We start from the raw sequence: 19,890 nt of genomic DNA on the forward strand, positions 1-19,890 counted from the left end.
CTCGCTCTGTTCCTCGCTCTTTATTTTCATCTTTCCGTAATCACTTTCTTAAACAAAAAAGTATGTTCCTTTTGGTAATCGACTTAACCATAGTCCATAGATTATTTTTTAACACAATCACTAAAATTGCACTCATTTATCCGCAAAAAAACATATTTCGAAAATACATTCCACTGTTCGCGTTATTGTAGCCGCGTTACATGTAACGCGGCTACAATAACGCACGAACCCGACACACGAATCCCATCCGTTATGACAGGTCGCGATCTGTCACCTGTCACCAGCATGACACGACCTGTCATTGGAGTTGTGCGTTTGGCCTGGTTCCGGATGACAAAAATGGTAAGGAAAATAAAAAACCGTTTCGAAATTTTGAAACGGTTTTAATGATATCAGGCAATTTTAAATCTCTAAAGAGCCTTGTATTTCACATGCTCCAAATCTCTTTCTGTAAGTCCAATGAGCGGGCTGGTGAGAATGAGTTTTTCTTTTAAATCCTTTGGAAGATCATTCAACGATGTATCATCATCAATGATCAAAAAATCATCATTGATAATGTTCAAGCTGAACCAGTTCAAAATCTCTTCTTTTCTATTAGGAAAGATGGTGTTTTGAGCTAAGGTTTCCAGCTTACCGACTGAAAGACCTCTTGTTTCAAAAATACTTTTCCAGGAATCTTGAGTAAATCTGGATTTATGGGAAGTAGTAAGCACTACCTTCGTATCTTCAGTGATCAAGCATTGTAAGGCACGAACAGCCAAAGGACTAAAAGCAGGAAACCCATCATTTAATAATTCAGGGCTTTTCCAACCTTTAGCAGGAACCATTACACCATCTATGTCAAGAAAGATGAACATGTTTGCAAAGATACGGCCTATTCGAGCTGTTTGCTAATTTCTTCAACACTCATGTTGTTATAATGGGCATCCGCTTCATTTAATCTTTTTATTTTTGCCTTAGTATCCCAATCTTCGACATCGATTTCTATTGAACTCCAATTAGTTATAACAGTTGCGGAGGTTCTTCTCGTCGGGTTTATTTCGAGCTGAATTCCAGCCAATTTAGAGGCCAGATACCTGTGATGACCATCAATGATCAAATTTTGGTCGACATTAATTCCGGAAAATTTTATTCCAAGAACCATTTTCTTGTAGATACGGACGATGATAGGTAAACATAACCTGTTATGCGTCGATTTTAATTCAAATTCCTTTGTCTTGATCAATTCCAAAACGTCATTCATGGAAATTTGTTTCATGCTGTTATTCAGATAAAATTTTGAGTGGAATAAAAAATAAAATTGTAAATACAATAACTGCTTCTCTAAATACGCTATCAGCAGCTTGTTTTGTAGCCATTTCTGCTGTTTGGATTCCTTCACTATGTATCGTCCCGGCCCCTGTTACAAATTTATTGTATACACAACGGGCAACCGTTTTATAAACACTTTTATCCGTTTGAAAATGGCTATTGCTGAAGATAAATTATCATACCTTTATACCTTGCAATTAAAACCCACTCTTGTGGTTATGATCAGAGGATTATTTCTGTTGTTATTTTTTTTCCGGATATTTTCTTCGGATGTCCATGCCCAATTCACTGATCGCTACTGGGCATTTGGTGATAGTGCGGCTATTAATTTTAAAAACCTCAGCAATCCTCAGCCAGCAAACAGTATACTTCGTGTTCGAGGGACATGCGCAAGCATTTGCGATAGTACAGGTGATTTATTATTTTATTGTGGAAGTCCTTATGTTTATCAATGGAATACGGTGCCTACATTTAATTATACATATGGGCATGTTATAAATAAAAACCATCAATTGATGGAAAAAGGAGATTCAATTGTTGGTCTTTTGTGGTATCAGGAAATGGTGATTATTCCTGATCCGGGAAACAATAACCGGTTTTATATTTTTTGCGCAGGTGTAACACAGCCGGTAGTTGGACTTTATTATACCATTGTTGATTTATCATACAATAACGGCTTAGGAAAAGTAATTCAAAAAAATGTTCAAATTAGAAATGACACTTTGTGCGATGGGATTACCGCAGTTAGGCATGGAAATGGAAGGGATTGGTGGGTGGTGGTTAGAAGTTGGAAAGATGTGCCAACTAACGATATTACAGCTTATTTAGTCAGTCCGAATGGAGTCATTGCTTACCCTACTCAATATATTGGAACTCTTACTTGGTTGGACAGTGCTGTCAGGTTAAAGTTCAATAATGATGGATCACACTTATACAATGTTTCAATAAAAGGTGTTATTGATAGATTTGATTTTGATAGATGTACAGGAATATTTTCAAATCAGGTGAATTATTTAGTTCCTGGGGGACCATATTTAGGACTTTGGGGATTTGAAGTTTCTCCTGACGAAAGTAAATTATACACTTCACTTATTTATCAAACCTTCAATCAAGATACAGGTTATATCCTCCAATTCGATCTGAACGCCTCAAATTTTCTGGCAAGTGCAGATACATTAGGAGTTTATTTATCACCAGATACACCAGGCCTATTAGAATTAGGTCCAAATGGTAAAATATACGTAAGTATTAATTGGTCCGGTCCAGATACCTGTTATAATTATTTGTATTGTTATGGAACTGTGAATACAACCAACTCTAATTTGTCAGTAATAAACTATCCTGATAGCGCTGGTGCATCATGCAATTATCAACCTTTTAGTTTTAATTTAGGAGGACATAAAACATATGTAGGTTTACCAAATAACCACAACTACGAACTAGATACTTTACAAGGTAGTCCATGTGACACACTTACATCCGTTGGATTATTGGACTTATTTCCTAAAAATAAAGATTTGAAACTATATTTTGACAAATCCTGGCAAACAATTTTTGTCAATGCAGAAGAGTTACATGGAAGACAAGCGACATTAGAGTTTTATAATGTCAACGGGCAATTAATTGATCGAATTTCTGCCGGAACAGATGGAAGTTATTTTAGCAAAAGCAGTTCATTTTCATTCCAACCCGATGGTGTATACATAGTTCGGCTAAGTACCGAGAAGGAAGTCTTAACGGGGAGATTTGTTAAATGGTAACAGGTCGTATCGTCAGTATGTAGTGACAGGTCGCGACCTGTCACCAGTGATGTTCCAGGTCGTATCGTCGGTACGTAGTGACAGGTCGCGATCTGTCACCGTTTTGTTGCAAACCGTAGCCGCGTTACATGTAACGCGGCTACGGTTGCCGTTCACGGGGGCGTCGTGATGACAGGTATGACAGGGCGCGACCTGTCACTACATACCCGATCTGTAAGGACAGGTCGCGACCTGTCCTTACTTTGCCACCATAAACATCTTACTAAAAACGCCCTCTTCCACAGTCCCCCTCAATATATACGCTCCCTCCGGAAACTGACTCGTGTCAATTCGTATTTCTTTTTGTTCTCCGGTGTTTATTTTTCGGAGTAGTCGTCCCATCATATCGTAAAGTGCAAGTTCCGGTACGGATACCGCAGATGGAAAACGGATGATGAGTTCATCTACCGCCGGGTTGGGGAAGAGTTGCAGCATGTTTCCTAATGTTTCATTCAATCCTACACAACCGGTGATCATAATGCTGTCTCTCGCCATGCAGCCAATGCTGTCACGGACTTCTACCCAATATGATCCTGGTCCGTTGATCACTAAGCTGCTATTGCTGCTGGCGTCCTGCCAGAGATGGGAATAGCCCGGCACACCTTGTAGCGTGTAGGGATAGCCACTGCCGCAAATGACGGTATCGCTGCCGAGTGCAAGGGGGACATTTAACTCTGTCATGCTGATCTGAATGGTGTCGTAGGAATCCTGGCAGCCTCCTGTGACATGTAACCAATAGGTGCCCGGTCCAAATGCAGTGTAGGTCGAAGCAGTGCTTCCATCCTGCCATTCGTAGTTGAGGAAGGTGGTGTTGGGAATGATCGTATAAACATTGCCGGCGCAAATCGTAGTGTCTTTACCGATCTCCACATTGCCGTACGTGAATCCTTGTGTGAAGGTGATGGTATCGCTCGCGATACAACGATTGGTGTCAACAGCTACGACCCAATAGGTTCCGATGGTGTTCACACCATAGCTGGAGAAAGAAGTGCTGTTGTCTTGCCACACAAACGACTGCCAGTTATTGCCAATGGATAATAAGGCGAATCCGCAGAGGATGGTGTCCGGTCCGAAATCAATGGGGGCTGCCGTGATGGTTTCAACGATGAAGGTATCTATAACGGCACCGCAGTAACCAAAATACTTTATGGTGAGCGTGTCAATGCTTCCTGCAATAGATCCCGTTAGTTCGATGGTACTGTCCGTTGGGTTACTCACCGTTCCCGGACCATGGTGCATCCAGATAGTAGAATCACCCGGTAAGGCATAGGCGACTTCAAATGTTTCCGTGACATTCACACAAATTTTTCGTGGTCCGGATATGCGTGGCGTACTGAGGAGCTCAATGCCCTTTACAAAATTCGGCATCGCCCAACCAAACCATAACGGGTTGGGATTATTTAGGAAATCTACAGTATATCCACACGCAGTACCGGCAAGATTGGGCTGATCAATATAGTCAATATAGAACTGATCTCTTGAAATCCATATGCGTCCATCAGGGCCTAAACTCATGTTGGCAAATTGTTTGGTTGTCGTTCCGGTAAATGGATCTAAACGGATTTCAGAAGCCAGAATTGCTGCAGGTGTACCCGCGGCCATATTGTACTGAAACACTTTTCCCTGTCGCAAAAGTCCAACATATAATTTCGAATTGTCTGGAGAGAATTCAATGCCGTAATGTGTTTCATTGACTAAAGAACTGTAGGTGATTTCAAACGGATTCGAAGCAATTCCTGTATTTTTATTGAAATCTGCAACTCGTACGCGGTTGGGTAAAACGGTTGAGTTGATGCAGTATGCTACCTTGAGCCCGTCATTTGAAAATTTTATTTCTCCGATACCTCCGTTAAAACCTCCATTTGCAAAGGGGGAGATGACAGGTGTGGTTGCAAGTCCTGCAGCACTGAGTAAATAGGAATAAATCGTATCTCCGTCAAAGGATGCTGCGGATATCCAGATGTCAGTGCCGTTGCCATGATACGTGCCTCCAACATGTTCATTGATTTTACTTCGTACCGGTAAATTTTTTTGTCCGGTGATCACATCTCCTAAACCACCATTTAGCGAAAGATCAATCACGCTGTATTTTAAACCTCCTGTATATTGGTTCTCGCCGCAATCAGCTGTGAAAAGATAGTAGAGTGTAGTAGATCCGGGTTTCGGTGCAAGCAAACATCCTTGTGTAGAGGAATAGCATCCGGCGAGTCCGCTTCCGTTGGGCATGGGCTGATGATTGCGGTTCCATACTGTTAACCCATCTGTATATAGCAATAGGTTTCCATCACGATCAGAGAGAGAAGAGGTGCATTCGTCGGCAACACTTTGTCCGGGAACAGCACTATAGCCGACTACCGGTAAACTTGTACCTGAGAAAAGCAGAGAGAAATTCGGCAAATACCAGTTCTCTAACATGCCCGCATCTCCGCAATCTCCAATTTTGAAATAGAAGACTTCAGAAGTATCACTGCATTGATTGCTGTTTGCAATGTTATAAATGTAATGACTGCCCGGCGTATTGAAGGTCTGTATGAATGTTTGTATCGTCCCCTGATTTACACCATCCAGCACCCATTGCGCGGAATTGGAATTGGTGCTGCCGTCGTTAAAATTTAATGTACTCCCTATGGCATAGGGTCCGCTGGCCGGGGCTACAACAAAGAAGGCCTGGGCATCACAAAGTACTTCAACGATTTTAGTAATGCTTTCTTCACAGGTGGAATCACTGCTGTTTACGGTTAATGTAATCGAATAGTATCCCGGACTGGTAAACACATGCGTTGTATTGGCAGAAGTGGAGATGAGTTGGTTGTTTACATACCATTCATAGGCAATTGCACCGGTTGAAGCGTCCGAGAAATTTAAACTCCCGCCAATGACAACCACATTATTACTCATGTTGAAATCAGCAATGATGGGGTTTAGGCAAGTGGGTTGACAGGAGACAGATTGCAATAAACTGGCCCGCACACCTGATAGTGCAGCTTGCATGCGATCGCTTTGTCCGGTGGTGAAAAGAACTTTGCAACTGTTGAGTCCATAGTCCATGTAATTTTCGATGAGATCATTTTGATCTCCTAATCCTCCAACACCAACTGGCCGGAATGGATTGTTGGGGCTTAAATCGTCATCATCGCTGTTGCAGGTGTTGGCAGTGAGCGGACATCCTACCGCTCCTGTACTCTGATCGGGGGGCGTGTCGCAAACTTTATCTCCATCGGTTTGGCAGTTGTTGTTGCCACAAGCCCCTTCAAAGGTATGATAGAGCCCGAGATAATGTCCCGCTTCATGTATCAATACTTTAGTGGCATCAGGGCTATTTCCAAAATAAGCCGCTTCGTTTACGATACCGTCTTCATCATTTCCATGTGATGCCGGTAAATACGCATATCCTGCAACACCACTACCGCCTCCTATAGAAGTGATGGAATTCACTACCCAAATATTCAGGTAGTAATTGGGATTCCAACGGATGAGATTCTTTAACGTGTCATCATCATTTTCGGATATCATATCCGTTAGTGTGGAAACGACACGGTTGATGCCGGTAGTGTAATTTCCGTTTTCATCCTGCGATGCCAGACAAAATTGTATGTTGGTATTTACACCATTAGCGGTTTGAAAGGGTCCGGTGTTTGAAAAGGCCTGATTGAGATACTGTATGGCAGTATTAACTTGCGCGTTTGAAATGTTTTCGGGGCCGTTGTTGTGAATGATATGCACCACTACAGGAATTGTCAGCACAGTATTGCTTTGCCGGTTAACGGATGATTGTTGGATTTTCTGATAGAGATAGTCATTCATTTCCCGCATCCGGTTTCGGTAATCGGGATCACGGGACAGTTTGGAGTGGCGATGCTCGTCGCTGGAACATCCGGGAAGTGGTGCTTTTTGCGGGACTTGTGCCCGGCTAAGGCCGCTGAATAACAGCAGCACGAGTAAGATTAATTTTTTCATAGGGATGGATAAATTGCGTGGTTAATAGAGGGTTAAGATATAAATATTTATTTGAATTGTTGAAAAGACACTGAAAATCATTGAAAAAATGACATGTTTTGGATGATTATAGAGATAAATTAAACAAGTCATGGGGTGCATTGTTTACCTTTGTGGGCACGTTGGATGGCTGTCGGCTGACCGTGCAAAAACTATGTTGGATAAAATCAATCTCCCTAAACCCGTCTGGATCGTTTTCGGTTTCCTTTTCACAGGACTGGGCATTGCCGGTTTTATCTTGCCGATGATGCCGGGACTGGTGTTTTTTATTTTGGCGAGTTTTTGTTTTGCGAAAAGTTCTCCGCGTATGCTGCGTAAAATTTTAGCACATCCTCAAATTGGTCCACAAATTATGGATTGGAAAAGAGGAAGGGGGATGCGCATGAAGACAAAAGTTCTGGCCATTTTACTCGTAACCATAAGTCTCTCCTTCAGTGCCATATTTATGGTGAAGTTGGTGTGGGTGAAATGGATTATTTTTTTCTCCATATTGGCGATCAATGCATATATTTTATCTGTTAAAACAAGAAAGAGTAAACCCGCAATAGTACCTATACCTCAATCCACTGAATATGGCTCTGTCAAATCCCTTGAAAACACTAAGGAAGTTCACCACTCCTCTCAAGTCTCCACTCCGAGGGGGAAATGATTCTGATGTCGGCGAAGTTTTAATGCTCGTCGCATCATATGATGAGAAGAATCTTTTAGTAAGTGAAGAAAAGTATGACCTGAACGGTGAATTGGAAGAAGTACATACGTTCAATTACGATGATCGGGGAAATCTCATCGAACATATTTTTGAAATTCCTTCCGATAATATCAGCGAGCGTTTTCTGACTACCCGTAACGGTGATGGATATCCGTTAATGATTATAAAGTATTATGGGGAAGATCCCGGTGAGAAGACGGAATATACCTACGGTACCCATGCGCAACCGGTAAAAATTCATCGCTACGATGCGGATGGTGAATTTGAAGCGGAGGAAGATTTGCTGTATGATGATCAGTCTAGGTTGATGAGCAGAAAAATTAATTCGCCGGCTGAGTGTAACCGTGAGTTTCGATTTAGCTATGATGAAAAGGGGAATCTTGCAGGTGAAGAAGAATACGATAAGGACGGGAAATTGGTGGCGAGTGTGAAGCTGGATTACGATGAGGAAGGCAAGGAAACAATAGTGGCGAAGTTTAACGGTGAAGGAAAGTTGGTTTCACGTCAGCTTTCAGAGTATGATGAATTGGGAAGATTGAAACGAAAAGTATCCAATGGTTTTTATACGCGGGTGAGCGATTACGAATACGATGAACTGGGACGCGTGACGGAAGAAGCTTTGTCGGATGGTAATGGATTTGTGATTTCGCGGAATCGCATGTCGTACGACGATGGCGGTCGCCTGCTGGAGGAAACCGTGTATGAAACAGATTTAACACGCGCCGGGCGAGATACACATCTCTCCAGCCGCTATGAATATGAATTTTTTTAATAGGATAAAACTTCCTGTTCAACCGGTTGTTCTATCCATGTAATAGAAAAAGAGAATGGCATATAAAAATCTGCAACATTTTATTAAGGTGCTTGAAGCAGCAGGCGAGTTGGTGCGTATTCGTGAATATGTGAGTCCGAAGTTGGAGATTACGGAAATCGCTGACCGTATTTCCAAACAATATGGTCCCGCATTGTTATTCGAGAACACAGGTTATGATTTTCCGGTGTTGATCAATTCCATGGGAACCGAGAAGCGGATGGCGATGGCGCTTGGAGTGGAAAAATTGGATGATGTAGCCGCGGAGATCGAACAACTTTTTAAAACGATGACGGGACCTAAGCATTCATTTTTGGATAAGTTAAAGATGCTTCCTCAGTTGGGAGAAATTGCCTCCTGGATGCCGAAGGAAGTGAGTGGGAGAGGAGCCTGTCAGGAAGTAGTGATGAAGGATCCGGATATTACCAAATTGCCTGTACTGACGTGCTGGCCGGAAGATGGGGGTCCCTTTGTCACCTTGCCCGTCATACAAACCCGCGACCCCCATACCGGTATTCGCAATGTGGGTCTCTATCGGATGCAGGTCTTTGAACCCACCATGACCGGAATGCATTGGCACCGTCATAAAGTATCGGCTCGTCATTTTAATGAATATAAAAAGCTTGGACAGCGTATGCCCGTTGCCGTTACTATCGGCGGAGATCCGGCGTATACTTATTCCGCGACAGCGCCCTTGCCCGACGGCGTGGATGAATTTATGCTGGCGGGTTTTCTGCGCAAGAAGCGGGTGGAGCTGGTAAAATGTCTGACGATTGATATGCACGTACCTGCAGATGCAGATTTTGTCATTGAGGGCTATGTGGATCCGAACGAAGAGTTTATTCTTGAAGGTCCCTTTGGTGATCATACGGGCTATTATTCCCTCGCGGATTATTATCCCCGTTTCCATATAACGGCTATCACGTACCGAAAAGATCCTGTCTATCTCTGCACCATCGTGGGGATCCCTCCACAGGAAGATGCCTGGATCGGAAAAGCCACCGAACGCATTTTTCTGGCACCGATAAAGATGACGATGGTTCCGGAGATTGTGGACATGGTTCTACCTGTTGAAGGTGTGTTTCATAATCTCGTGATTGTGAAGATCAGAAAAGATTATCCCGGTCAGGCGTTAAAGGTGATGAATTCGCTCTGGGGAGCCGGACAAATGATGTTTACCAAAATGATGGTGATTGTGGATGGAGATGTGAATATTCACAATCAGGTGGAAGTGGCGCAGTATATCGCCAATCATGTGGATCCGTTGCGCGACATTACTTTTTCACAAGGTCCTACAGATGTACTCGATCATAGTTGTTCCCGTATGGCTTTCGGAGGAAAGATGGGCGTGGATGCAACTGCGAAGCTGGAAGAGGAAACATTGCCCGGTGCACTTTCTGACAAAGTAATTATCGGAGATTTGAATAAATCTGTTCCTGCTATTTTGGAAGCATCTAAAATGTATTCTGAAATCAGGGAAGTAAATAGTTCATTGCTGGAAATCGGCGTTCCATTGGTGTTTGTTTCCATAGAAAAGAATCGCAAAGGTCATGTAAAAGAGCTTGCCGGAAAATTACTGGAGATGGACGCGTTTCGTTTAGTGAAGGTGCTGATCTTTCTGGAACATACCATGGAAATTGCTGATGTGGCCGATGCCGTCTGGCGTTTCTCCAATAACTTCGACCCTAAACGCGATCACTTTAATTTCCCTGCCGGTAAACAGGGAGAAGTGAATCATATCGCTTTCGACGGCACACGTAAATTGAAAGAATTTGATGGTTTTGACCGCGATTGGCCCAATATTTTAGCTTCCGATGAAACAACTATGAATCGTATAGATGCTATTTGGTCGAAGCTGGGTTTGGGTCCAATGATTCCTTCGCCCTCCCGAAAGTACAGTCGGCAGTTGTATGCAGGTGGTGCTGTTGCTGATCCGGAAGCGTTAAGTAATCCGGTTGCAGAATAGTATTAAAGGGTTAAAAGGTGTTGTAAGGTTTTAACGTTTTTTGTTCTTTAAGAAATCGACTTTTGTAAGGTCTTTGCTTAGTTCAACTTTTTTATACCTCTTCCGCAAACGAAATTTGTTTTCGTGAAAGGGATCCTATATCTGTTACTGATTGTTGCGCTCAGTTGCTCCTCCTGTGAAAAGGAATCGGAGATCATCTCCGGCAATGTAGCACCTTCTGATCCTACGGTTTCATCGGTGCAGATCAGGCAATATGTGCAAAAAGTCTATCTGGCGATTATTGGCACCGTTCCTTCCGATACGGATATGGTCAATGAGATTAATTTTCTGGCAAGGAATAATTGCTCGGTGAATGATCGTTCAAATTTATTGGATCGCCTGTTTGCAAATCCTTTATATAAGACGAGTCAGTATGTGTCAAAAAATGATCTGCTGCTGGAAGCAATTACATCTTCAGAAATTAATGATATCATCGATGATATTCAGGATGACTTAAATAGTACAAGTACGATTGATACTGCAATTTTGAATCGTCAACTCTTTGCCATGCAGCAATTGCAGACGGCTAAGCAGGATTATATCAACGGAACAATAAATCTGGCGGAAGTGCAGCGTCGGATGACAGCCTCTGTGGCCTTCACTTATGCCAATGGTTATGGAGATGCCTGGATCGAAGCGGTGTTTGGCTTCTTCCTCTTTCGTTTACCCACTTTGGATGAACTGGATCAGTCCGGTACGATGCTGGAAGGTTTCCCTGCTTATCTTTTTCTGCAGACCGGTGCATCAAAGGAAGATTTTATTCAGATATTTTTCTCTTCCCGTCCTTTCAAAGAAGGCCAGGTGAGAGCATTGTTCAGGGAGCATCTCTATCGTGAACCCAATACTTCAGAGTTGCTGAATTATACAAACAGTTTCAGTAATACGATGGATCATAAATTACTGATGCGTCAAATATTCTTAACCAATGAATTCCTGCGTGGTGAATAAATTAAGAAATACGCTGTTTCTCCTCCTTGCTGCCTGCTTCACCGCCTGCATGGAACCGGAACCGATCTATGAGGTGGAACCCATCCTTGTGGAAATACAGGGTGGTCAAAAGAAGGCAGTGAAAACTGATCGGCAGTTTGTTTCGGGAGCCTTTGCCGATGTCATGAAGAAGCAGATTACTACTTCTGAATTGGATGAGGCCATTTATTGCTATGATGCCAATAGTGATAAGGAAATGATACGCGATATGATCATCCGCGATTTGCTGAAGCGTACTGCAGCCGTCATTCCATCTGTAGCAGAGATGCGCAGTGACCCTGAGAAATTTGTAGGAGATACCTACCGTCGTTTCTATAAAAGAGATCCCTCTGACCTGGAACGATGGACAGTGCAGAATCAAATTACGCAGGATACTTCGATGAATCCGGTCATGGTGTATTATGTGTTTATGAGTGCAGAAGAATATAGTTATTTCTAAAGAAAGATATGAATCGTAGAAAATTTGTAAAGTCATTGGGACTGTCCGCCGCAGGTGCATTTGCAGTTCCGTATATATTACCTTCCGGTCGACTCTTTGCAGCCACCGGTACCCGCCTCGCGAACCATGTCGTGCTCTGCCTCTATGCAGGTGGTGTCAGAAATCTGGAGTCCATCGATAAAGCAGAGGGAAATCTGATGCCGAATATCCTTCGCGGAACAGAATCCATCTCTCCGGATATCCTTCCCGGCTTTGATCCGGTTCCTGCGCCGGTGCTGGCAACGCCATTGCAGGACTATGGTACCTTGTTCAAAGGGTTTCGCTATGCGAATATTTCTCCCGGACATTATCAGGGGCATTTTACGGCTATCACCGGCCGTTATACCGGATATGATATTAATTTCAATCAACCGGCTGCGTATCCTACCTTGTTCGAGTATTACCGCAAACACAATAGTCCTTCCAATTCTGCCTTGAATGCCTGGTGGGTGTCGGATCATATAGGGGAGAATGAAAACCTCGCCTATAGCATCAGCCCCGACTATGGCGCGCAATACGGCGCCAATTTTTTTAGTCCGTTGAGTGTTTTTACGAGCGGAAACTATAAGCCCATTGATCTCTGCCGGTCCTTCACAACAACGGAAAGGCAAAAGATGGGTACCATGCGCGATTTTCTGAATCGTTCATTTGTTGAACCTGTCCTGCAGGATGTCCCGATGGTGAGGAATACAGAATCCGATCGTTTGGCGATTCAGAGTTTTTATGGAAATCTCGCAACGCGACAAAAGAACAATCAGCTTTGGGATCCCTGGCAGATTGGTACAGGGATGAACAGCGATATGTTCAATATGTTCTTCGCTGAGGAAATTATAAAGGAGTTTTCCCCCGAACTAACGGTGGTGAATATGACCGGAGTGGATGCAGGTCATTCGAATTTCACGGAGTATTGCAATAATATGCGTAAGGCGGATTATGCTGTTGGCCGCTTGTGGAATACCATCCAGCAAACGCCCGGGATGGCGAACGATACCGTCCTGATTGTTGTTCCTGAAATCGGTCGCAATGCACAGCATAATTCTATTCGTGACGCTTACGGACGCTATGGTCTGGATCATTCCGATACGATGTCGCGAGAAATATTTTGTCTCGTGGCAGGCCCTGCCGGAAAGGTGGTGCAAAATAATGTGATTACAAATGTGACCGGTGAGAGTATAGATATTGTTCCCACCATTGCACATGTACTTGGATTCCATCCCGACATTCCGCAAGGATATCTGCCCGGAAGTCCCTTGTACCAGGCATTCACCAGCTAAGAAGAAGGAATATGAAGATGAAGACATATTTGTTCGCCGCTTTGATCGCTATGATCATTTGTTCCTGTGCTAAGGAGGAGAATCCGTTTCCTGCCGAAGTGTCGGAGGATGGTGGAAGTACGGCAAGTCCTGATCCGAATTCGATCGCAGGCTTGCATAAAAATATTTTTGCTCCCCGATGTGCAGTCCCCAGTTGTCATGGCGGTACCTTTGAACCTGATTTCAGAACAGTGGAATCCACCTACTACACGCTCGTGTATCAGCCGGTAGTGAAGAATACCATCAATGAAAAATACACCTATCGTGTTGTGCCGCGAGATACCGGAAAATCGTGGTTGTATCACCGTGTCACCAGGCATGATTCATTGATTCCACGTATGCCGATTTATATGGATGCATTGAGTACTGAAGATCTCGGTCATATCAAAACATGGATATTGAACGGTGCGCCGGATGCCAGAGGTGTATTGCCTGTGCTGGCGAATTTACCTCCAAAAGTGGCAGGATATAACGCCTATGATGCTTCCTTTAACCGCATCGATGTTTTGCGGTCCAGTTGGAGTGTGGCTTTTCCTGCTCCCTACGGACAACAAATTGATTTCTGGGTGTTTGTCGATGATGAGGAAACAGAGGATAAAAAACTTTTGTTAAATCAAATGAAGTTTAGTCTTGATCCAAATGATTTTTCAAACGCGGTTTCTGCCAATGCGACCTGGGTGAATGGTCCCGTTTGCTGGGGATGGGTGGTGAGTGTGAACACCGGACAATTTCCTGCGGGATCAAAAGTGTTCATGCGCTACTATATCAAAGATCCCATCCTGAATCAGATTTTTGAAATGCCAAAGAATACTTCCTATTCGTATTATAAAACAAATTTCTCGTTCCAGCTATGATTAGACCCTGGTTATTCCTGCTGCTGCTGGCAGGCCTTTCTTCCTGTAAAAAAGAAGAGTCGCCTTTTTCAGAAGTGCCGCGCATTGAAGTGCGTTCTATTTATCCGGATAGTGTGAAAGCGTTTACCGACAGTATTGTGGTAGAGATTTATTACGAAGATGGTGATGGAGACCTCGGTGAAAATAGTCCCTTTACGCAGAATTTATTTCTGGTGGATCAACGCAATCAATTGCAGTTCGGATTTCGAATCGGTAGAATTGCCGCTGAAGGAACACCCGCTATCCGCGGAACGATGAAAGTAGTGTTGCCCTATACAAATCTTGTAAACAATGCCGGTCCTGAACAATTATTTTACAAAGTGAGGGTGGTCGATAGAGATGGTAATACTAGTAATACAGAAAATACAGGCTCCATTGTTGTCGTAGAATAAAAATCAGGGAATACTTAACCAGCTCTGAATAGGGTAGTGGTCGCTGAGTTTTCCGTTCTTCACCCGAAAGGAATGCGTTTGAATGTTGGGACTATGTAGTATGTAGTCGATTCTGAAATTGATGGGAAGTTTAATATAAGTGCTCCCGAATCCTTCTCCTTTTTCTATAAATGAATCATCTAAATCGTTTTTTAAGGTTTGATAAGTGTATGAAAATGGTGTATCGTTAAAATCTCCACAAAGAATAATCGGGTAGGGGCAAGCAGCCATATGTAATTTCAGTTCATCTACCTGTTGACTTCTCTTAATAGCGGCTTTCTTTATTCTCCTCAATATAATTTTCGTGTTTTTGAGTTTGTTGTTATTGCTTTCCAGCGAATCAGGATATTCCAGAAATTCATACTCTTCCTGTTTAAAATGATTCGACTGAAAATGCGCATTGTAAACACGAACCGTTTTGTTGTTGATGTCCAGATCAGAATAAATACAGAAATTAGATTTCCCTGCCTCATAAAAGACAGTGCCTTCATTAAGAATCGGAAACTTACTGAAAGTTGCTAATCCCCAATGACTGGTTTTGCGAAGAGTAATACTGTACTTGATCGTTCCGAAGTTGGCGTTAATGAGTTTTTTTATGGTATCGTTATTTTGAAAATTACCTTTATCATCATGAAAATATTCCTGAATGCAAAGGATGTCGGGTTGCTCTTGTTTGAAGAATTTGAAGATAGACGCTCTTGTTTCCAGATTGCCGGTCCAGTTGTATAAATCAAAAAGACGGACATTATAGGAGAGCACTTTGAATGCATTTTTCGGTTGCATGACTTCTACCTTGAACAAACCGGGCCGGTACAGTTGACTGCATTTATCATGGCCGATGAGTATGACGGCAGCAGAGAGAAAGGCGAGACGACTTTTTCTGCTTGTCCAGAACATGACAAAAAGTAGGTTGATGAGTAACAGAACCGGAAATGTGTTGGATAAAGGTTGTAAAATCCAGAGTTTTTCGGGACTGATCCGCATCGCTGTCTGGCAACAAAGTAAAAGCAAAGCCATGAAGAGGTTAATACTAAAAACAAGTTTTAACCAGATATTTCTATCCTTCTTCTCATTTTTAGTAGTTATTTCATCCATTTTTGAGTAAAATATTTTCACGATAAAGTAAAATAAAATTATCCATAATTAATCCATATGCAGATGCATTACCTTTGCAAAATATGAACAATCTGAAACTTGGTTTCTCCTCCTGTCCGAACGACACTTTTATTTTTGAGGCGCTTGTTAACAATCGTTTAGGAAGTTCTTTAATTGTGGATCCGGTGATCATGGATGTGGAAGCCCTGAACAGATTGGCAGAAAATGCTCATCTCGAAGTGTCGAAAATGAGTTTCGCCGCCTATCCTGCTGTTTCCGCTAACTATCAGATACTTTCTTCCGGGAGTGCTCTTGGTCGGGGGTGCGGTCCGCTGATTGTGAGTAAGGAACCGATTGATATGTCGAATCTTACTTCAATGGAAATTGCCATTCCCGGAAAAAATACAACTGCGAACTTGCTCTTAAGTATTTTCTTTCCTCAACTGACCCTGAAAACGGAAGTTTTATTTTCTGAAATTGAAGATAAAGTACTTAGCGGGGAATTTCCTCTCGGATTAATTATTCATGAAAGCCGTTTTACCTATGCCGAAAAGGGTTTGCATAAAGTGGCCGATCTGGGGGAACTTTGGGAGCAGCGATACGGGTTACCAATTCCTTTGGGGTGTATAGCAGTCAAAAGAAACCTGCCCGAAACGAAAAAGGCTGAAATTCAAAGTCTGGTTCGGCAGAGTGTGGAATGGGCTTTCCGTCATCCCGAAGATTCCGTCGAATATATCGGGAAATATGCTTTAGAGATGAGCAGGGAAGTGCAGAATATGCATATCGGATTATATGTGAATAATTTTTCTTTAGATTTGGGCGAGGAAGGCAAACAGGCCATTCGCATGATGTTCAAACTGGGCCACGACTCCGGTTTCTTCCCGGAGGCAATGGAGCCAATATTTATTAATGATTTAGTCTGAAAATATGATAGTAGTAACCGGCGCAGATGGTTTCATAGGTAGTTGCTTAACCGGCAGATTAAATGAATTGGGACATGAGGATCTGATTCTTGTGGATGAATTTCATACTCCTGCAAAGGAAAAAAATCTGTTGGGGAAGAAGTTTGAGAAAAAAATCCATAGAGATGCTTTTCCGGAATGGCTGGCTGAAAATTTCAAGGATGTAGATTTCATATTTCATATTGGTGCCCGCACAGATACCACCGAATTCGATATGGAAATATTTAACCGGTTGAATCTTTTTTACTCGCAAAGTATCTGGAATATCTGCAGCGACCATGGAATACCATTGGTGTATGCCTCCTCTGCAGCAACATATGGAGAAGGTGAATTCGGCTATGACGATGATGTTGCCGGAGTGCCACGCTTACAACCCTTGAATCCCTATGGATGGTCGAAACAGTATTTCGATTGCTGGGCATTGGAGCAGAAGAAGCAGCCTCCGCAATGGGCGGGATTGAAGTTTTTTAATGTGTATGGCCCCAATGAATTTCACAAAGGAAGAATGGCTTCCGTCATTTTTCATGCGTTTAATCAAATCAAGGAAAATGGGAAGGTGAAGTTATTCCGATCGCATCGTCCCGATTATAAAGATGGTTGGCAACTACGCGATTTTATCTACGTTAAAGATGTGATTGAAGTATGCATCTTCCTCATGAAAAATAAGGTGCCCTCTTCCATTTATAATCTGGGTACCGGAAAAGCCAGATCCTTCTTTGATCTTGCGTCCGCTACTTTTAATGCTTTGAATGTTGAACCGAATATTGAGTTTATCGATATCCCTGCCGATATTCGCGACAAGTACCAGTATTTTACGGAAGCGAAGATGCAAAAGTTAATAAATGCCGGATACAATAAGCCTTTTACTTCGCTGGAAGAAGGTGTAAATGACTATGTGAAAAATTATCTTTCTACAGCTAAATACTATTAACCGGAAGGAATGCAAGCATTGAAGCCACTCTTGAAATCGAAAATAATTCGCTATTTAATTTCTGCCGGATTAGCCACCTGGGTGGATGTGGTGGTGTACTTCGTTTCTTTTAATTATTTGTATAAAAAAGAGGACATCGATATCTTTGGCTTCTATACCGTTTCTGCACCTACCGCTTCACTGATCCTGAGTTATACCATCGGACTCCTGACCAATTTTACCCTCACAAAATTCCTGGTCTTTAAAGAATCAGAATTGGAAACCCATAAGCAACTGTTCCGTTATGTGATGGTTGCCATCCTGGTCCTCATCCTGAATTATTTCTTAATGAGTTTCCTCATCCGTCAATTGGAATGGTATCCTACATTGGCCCGGGCCGTGTCAGCGGTGAGCATCGGCGTTTTGAGTTTTGTGGTACACAAATCGTTTTCATTTAGGTAGTGACAGGTCGCGACCTGTCATCATTAACAAAACGTTCATAGTTTACACAGTGACAGGTCGCGACCTGCCAATCGCGACCTGTCATCACCCATCGCGACCTGTGATCATTAACAAAACGATCATAGTTTACATCGTAGTGACACATCGCGACCTGTCATTACACATCGCGACATGCATGGATCCGCGTTATGACAGGTCGCGACCTGTCACTACCTGTCATCACAACTGAGCCTTCAATTCCTCTAAAAATTTCCTGGTGCGAAGTAAAGTTTCCTTGATCTCTACATCTCTCGCCAGGGTGTCTCCTTTTTGCTCGAGCATCTTTTTCGCTCCTTCTAAGGTATAGCCCTTCTCTTTTACCAGATGAAAAATGACACGCAGATTGGCAACATCTTCTGCAGTAAGTAAACGATTTCCTTTTTTATTTTTCTTGGGCTTTAAAATATCAAATTCCTTCTCCCAGAATCTAATCAGCGAGGCATTGACATGGAATAGCTCCGCCACATCTCCGATAGGATAGTACAGGCGCTCGGGCTCTTTATCGAAATCTATTATTGGTGCCATGCTGTTTATAGGTATTTTGGTACATGTATAGGGTTATTCAAAAAAAACGATTTACTCAATTCTCATCATCCTTCGTAGGCGGTGTATTTAATATTTCTACAAGATTTTGGTCGAAATTGTTTAATACACTTTCTGAATTTGTCGTTTTATTTTGAGCTAATTCTTTTCTTATTTCTGGAGTATCTAATTCTTGTGCGTTTTCATGTGTTACTACTTTTTTCCCGGTTTGCTTTTCTATCTTTTCGATTGCTTCTTTTGTGATACTTCCGGCAATATGTATTGCACTTTTTGTTTCAACAAAATTCTTTGCTCCGGTATTAGTTATTATTTCGGTGGATGTTGCTTCACTGAAAATGGTGGCTGCCAATTCGAGTGGGGTCATATTATCGCGTAAACTGTCTCCCTTTTTTAAACCTTTATGAGATTTGTATTCCGATGAATTTAAGCCAAAGGCGGATTTATATAATTCATCGGTCAAGATTGCATATTGATAGCTTTCATTTATCCCACTCTCTTTTAACCTATCTGTAAAAGTATGCCTTGTATCAACTGAAGCTGTTCGTGTTTGTATCCATTCTGCACTGTACCCTTTGGCAAGATAATAGCCTTTCGCCCTTTCAATGGCTTTTGATGGTTGCTCAATTTCATCAAGCCTTTCTTTACCAACCCTTGCCAGCCACCTTTTAAATGGCTCTGCTTTTTTAGAGGGAATAGACTGTATAATTCTGAAAACCCCCTCAGTATTAGCACAATTGATGTTTTGCTTGCCGCCGGCAGTCATAATAGGAAGGGGGTGTACAAGTTGTACCCACCCTTTGGAAAGTTCTTCATCTCTCTGCCTCAGTTTACTTATATACTGCTTAGGATCAACAGAATCAGTGAGAGCTTTAATTACATCTTCAACAACAAAGTACCATTCATCGTCAACACTAACCTTTCTGACTTCTTTTCCTTCGAAAATAGCAATTTTATTAAGTTGATTTTTCTTACTCATTTCATTAATTGGTTATAGGTTAAAATTTTGTTTCTAAAGTTAGATAGTGAAAATTCGAATTTGTCAGTTGAGGTGAAGGATACGTTTTTATTCAGAGTGATTACACTACGTCAGGATTGATTAGTTGTTATCAATTGACTTATATTAATTCTATTTGGTAATCTTCCAAA

Annotated in this window: 18 protein-coding genes; 12 read left to right on the forward strand and 6 right to left on the reverse strand. The window is 42.3% G+C overall.

The window, feature by feature from the left end:
• Positions 1 to 410 precede the first annotated feature (410 nt).
• Together IPJ86_08990 and IPJ86_08995 are read right to left on the reverse strand one after the other, a co-directional pair.
• A complete protein-coding gene (locus IPJ86_08990) occupies positions 411 to 857 on the reverse strand; it encodes a hypothetical protein (GenBank protein ID MBK7887420.1) in 447 nt (148 codons plus the stop codon).
• Between the two features lie 17 nt (positions 858 to 874).
• On the reverse strand, positions 875 to 1,258 hold the full coding sequence (locus IPJ86_08995) for a hypothetical protein (protein MBK7887421.1): 384 nt from the start codon (positions 1,256 to 1,258) through the stop codon (positions 875 to 877).
• A 205-nt stretch (positions 1,259 to 1,463) separates the two neighbouring features.
• On the opposite strand from IPJ86_08995, the gene IPJ86_09000 reads away from it, so the two are divergent.
• A complete protein-coding gene (locus IPJ86_09000; GenBank protein ID MBK7887422.1) occupies positions 1,464 to 3,071 on the forward strand; it encodes a T9SS type A sorting domain-containing protein in 1,608 nt (535 codons plus the stop codon).
• 237 nt (positions 3,072 to 3,308) lie between these two features.
• On the opposite strand, the gene IPJ86_09005 is transcribed toward IPJ86_09000, so the two are convergent.
• A complete protein-coding gene (locus IPJ86_09005) occupies positions 3,309 to 7,067 on the reverse strand; it encodes a PKD domain-containing protein (GenBank protein MBK7887423.1) in 3,759 nt (1,252 codons plus the stop codon).
• A 193-nt stretch (positions 7,068 to 7,260) separates the two neighbouring features.
• Here IPJ86_09005 and IPJ86_09010 point away from each other — a divergent pair, with 193 nt between their 5' ends.
• From IPJ86_09010 to IPJ86_09045, 8 genes are all read left to right on the forward strand, one after another.
• Entirely contained in the window at positions 7,261 to 7,755 is a 495-nt protein-coding gene (locus tag IPJ86_09010; GenBank protein ID MBK7887424.1) for a YbaN family protein, read from the forward strand.
• Positions 7,697 to 8,587, forward strand: coding sequence for an RHS repeat protein (locus tag IPJ86_09015; GenBank protein ID MBK7887425.1), 891 nt, complete (start codon positions 7,697 to 7,699; stop codon positions 8,585 to 8,587). The genes IPJ86_09010 and IPJ86_09015 overlap by 59 nt, the downstream gene beginning before the upstream one ends.
• A 55-nt stretch (positions 8,588 to 8,642) precedes the next feature.
• Entirely contained in the window at positions 8,643 to 10,592 is a 1,950-nt protein-coding gene (locus IPJ86_09020; GenBank protein ID MBK7887426.1) for a menaquinone biosynthesis decarboxylase, read from the forward strand.
• Positions 10,593 to 10,715: 123 nt separating this feature from the next.
• Positions 10,716 to 11,579 carry a hypothetical protein gene (locus IPJ86_09025; protein MBK7887427.1) on the forward strand — a complete coding sequence of 288 codons (864 nt, stop codon included), beginning with the start codon at positions 10,716 to 10,718 and terminating at the stop codon, positions 11,577 to 11,579.
• Positions 11,557 to 12,057 carry a hypothetical protein gene (locus tag IPJ86_09030; protein ID MBK7887428.1) on the forward strand — a complete coding sequence of 167 codons (501 nt, stop codon included), beginning with the start codon at positions 11,557 to 11,559 and terminating at the stop codon, positions 12,055 to 12,057. The genes IPJ86_09025 and IPJ86_09030 overlap by 23 nt, the downstream gene beginning before the upstream one ends.
• An 8-nt stretch (positions 12,058 to 12,065) precedes the next feature.
• Positions 12,066 to 13,370 carry a hypothetical protein gene (locus tag IPJ86_09035; GenBank protein MBK7887429.1) on the forward strand — a complete coding sequence of 435 codons (1,305 nt, stop codon included), beginning with the start codon at positions 12,066 to 12,068 and terminating at the stop codon, positions 13,368 to 13,370.
• Positions 13,371 to 13,387: 17 nt separating this feature from the next.
• Complete coding sequence (locus tag IPJ86_09040; GenBank protein MBK7887430.1) at positions 13,388 to 14,263, forward strand: hypothetical protein; 876 nt, start codon at positions 13,388 to 13,390, stop codon at positions 14,261 to 14,263.
• Positions 14,260 to 14,694, forward strand: coding sequence for a hypothetical protein (locus IPJ86_09045; GenBank protein ID MBK7887431.1), 435 nt, complete (start codon positions 14,260 to 14,262; stop codon positions 14,692 to 14,694). Before IPJ86_09040 ends, IPJ86_09045 begins: the two co-directional genes overlap by 4 nt.
• Before the next feature lie 3 nt (positions 14,695 to 14,697).
• On the opposite strand, the gene IPJ86_09050 is transcribed toward IPJ86_09045, so the two are convergent.
• The gene (locus IPJ86_09050) at positions 14,698 to 15,828 is read right to left on the reverse strand and encodes an endonuclease/exonuclease/phosphatase family protein (GenBank protein MBK7887432.1); all 1,131 of its coding nucleotides are present in this window, start codon (positions 15,826 to 15,828) and stop codon (positions 14,698 to 14,700) included.
• Positions 15,829 to 15,911: 83 nt separating this feature from the next.
• Here IPJ86_09050 and IPJ86_09055 point away from each other — a divergent pair, with 83 nt between their 5' ends.
• From IPJ86_09055 to IPJ86_09065, 3 genes are read left to right on the forward strand one after another with little or no spacing between them, the layout of a single operon-like run.
• Positions 15,912 to 16,751 carry a 1,4-dihydroxy-6-naphthoate synthase gene (locus IPJ86_09055; GenBank protein ID MBK7887433.1) on the forward strand — a complete coding sequence of 280 codons (840 nt, stop codon included), beginning with the start codon at positions 15,912 to 15,914 and terminating at the stop codon, positions 16,749 to 16,751.
• Positions 16,752 to 16,755: 4 nt separating this feature from the next.
• A complete protein-coding gene (gene rfaD / locus IPJ86_09060; GenBank protein ID MBK7887434.1) occupies positions 16,756 to 17,721 on the forward strand; it encodes an ADP-glyceromanno-heptose 6-epimerase in 966 nt (321 codons plus the stop codon).
• A gap of 9 nt (positions 17,722 to 17,730) precedes the next feature.
• The gene (locus tag IPJ86_09065; GenBank protein ID MBK7887435.1) at positions 17,731 to 18,162 is read left to right on the forward strand and encodes a GtrA family protein; all 432 of its coding nucleotides are present in this window, start codon (positions 17,731 to 17,733) and stop codon (positions 18,160 to 18,162) included.
• Positions 18,163 to 18,381: 219 nt separating this feature from the next.
• Here IPJ86_09065 and IPJ86_09070 read toward each other — a convergent pair whose 3' ends face one another.
• Together IPJ86_09070 and IPJ86_09075 are read right to left on the reverse strand one after the other, a co-directional pair.
• Positions 18,382 to 18,726 (reverse strand): MerR family transcriptional regulator, encoded by a 345-nt coding sequence (locus IPJ86_09070; protein ID MBK7887436.1) that lies wholly within the window; start codon positions 18,724 to 18,726, stop codon positions 18,382 to 18,384.
• Positions 18,727 to 18,781: 55 nt separating this feature from the next.
• Positions 18,782 to 19,720, reverse strand: coding sequence for a Bro-N domain-containing protein (locus IPJ86_09075; GenBank protein ID MBK7887437.1), 939 nt, complete (start codon positions 19,718 to 19,720; stop codon positions 18,782 to 18,784).
• Between the last annotated feature and the right edge of the window lie 170 nt (positions 19,721 to 19,890).

The organism is Bacteroidota bacterium, from assembly GCA_016713925.1.
Lineage (GTDB): Bacteria > Bacteroidota > Bacteroidia > AKYH767-A > OLB10 > JAJTFW01.

Bases quoted from the DNA above. Each gene is read 5' to 3' on its own strand.
- IPJ86_08990 (MBK7887420.1), bottom strand. From the start codon at position 857: ATGTTCATCTTTCTTGACATAGATGGTGTAATGGTTCCTGCTAAAGGT.
- IPJ86_08995 (MBK7887421.1), bottom strand. From the start codon at position 1,258: ATGAAACAAATTTCCATGAATGACGTTTTGGAATTGATCAAGACAAAG.
- IPJ86_09000 (MBK7887422.1), top strand. From the start codon at position 1,464: ATGGCTATTGCTGAAGATAAATTATCATACCTTTATACCTTGCAATTA.
- IPJ86_09005 (MBK7887423.1), bottom strand. From the start codon at position 7,067: ATGAAAAAATTAATCTTACTCGTGCTGCTGTTATTCAGCGGCCTTAGC.
- IPJ86_09010 (MBK7887424.1), top strand. From the start codon at position 7,261: ATGTTGGATAAAATCAATCTCCCTAAACCCGTCTGGATCGTTTTCGGT.
- IPJ86_09020 (MBK7887426.1), top strand. From the start codon at position 8,643: ATGGCATATAAAAATCTGCAACATTTTATTAAGGTGCTTGAAGCAGCA.
- IPJ86_09030 (MBK7887428.1), top strand. From the start codon at position 11,557: ATGAATTCCTGCGTGGTGAATAAATTAAGAAATACGCTGTTTCTCCTC.
- IPJ86_09035 (MBK7887429.1), top strand. From the start codon at position 12,066: ATGAATCGTAGAAAATTTGTAAAGTCATTGGGACTGTCCGCCGCAGGT.
- IPJ86_09040 (MBK7887430.1), top strand. From the start codon at position 13,388: ATGAAGACATATTTGTTCGCCGCTTTGATCGCTATGATCATTTGTTCC.
- IPJ86_09045 (MBK7887431.1), top strand. From the start codon at position 14,260: ATGATTAGACCCTGGTTATTCCTGCTGCTGCTGGCAGGCCTTTCTTCC.
- IPJ86_09050 (MBK7887432.1), bottom strand. From the start codon at position 15,828: ATGGATGAAATAACTACTAAAAATGAGAAGAAGGATAGAAATATCTGG.
- IPJ86_09055 (MBK7887433.1), top strand. From the start codon at position 15,912: ATGAACAATCTGAAACTTGGTTTCTCCTCCTGTCCGAACGACACTTTT.
- rfaD (MBK7887434.1), top strand. From the start codon at position 16,756: ATGATAGTAGTAACCGGCGCAGATGGTTTCATAGGTAGTTGCTTAACC.
- IPJ86_09065 (MBK7887435.1), top strand. From the start codon at position 17,731: ATGCAAGCATTGAAGCCACTCTTGAAATCGAAAATAATTCGCTATTTA.
- IPJ86_09070 (MBK7887436.1), bottom strand. From the start codon at position 18,726: ATGGCACCAATAATAGATTTCGATAAAGAGCCCGAGCGCCTGTACTAT.
- IPJ86_09075 (MBK7887437.1), bottom strand. From the start codon at position 19,720: ATGAGTAAGAAAAATCAACTTAATAAAATTGCTATTTTCGAAGGAAAA.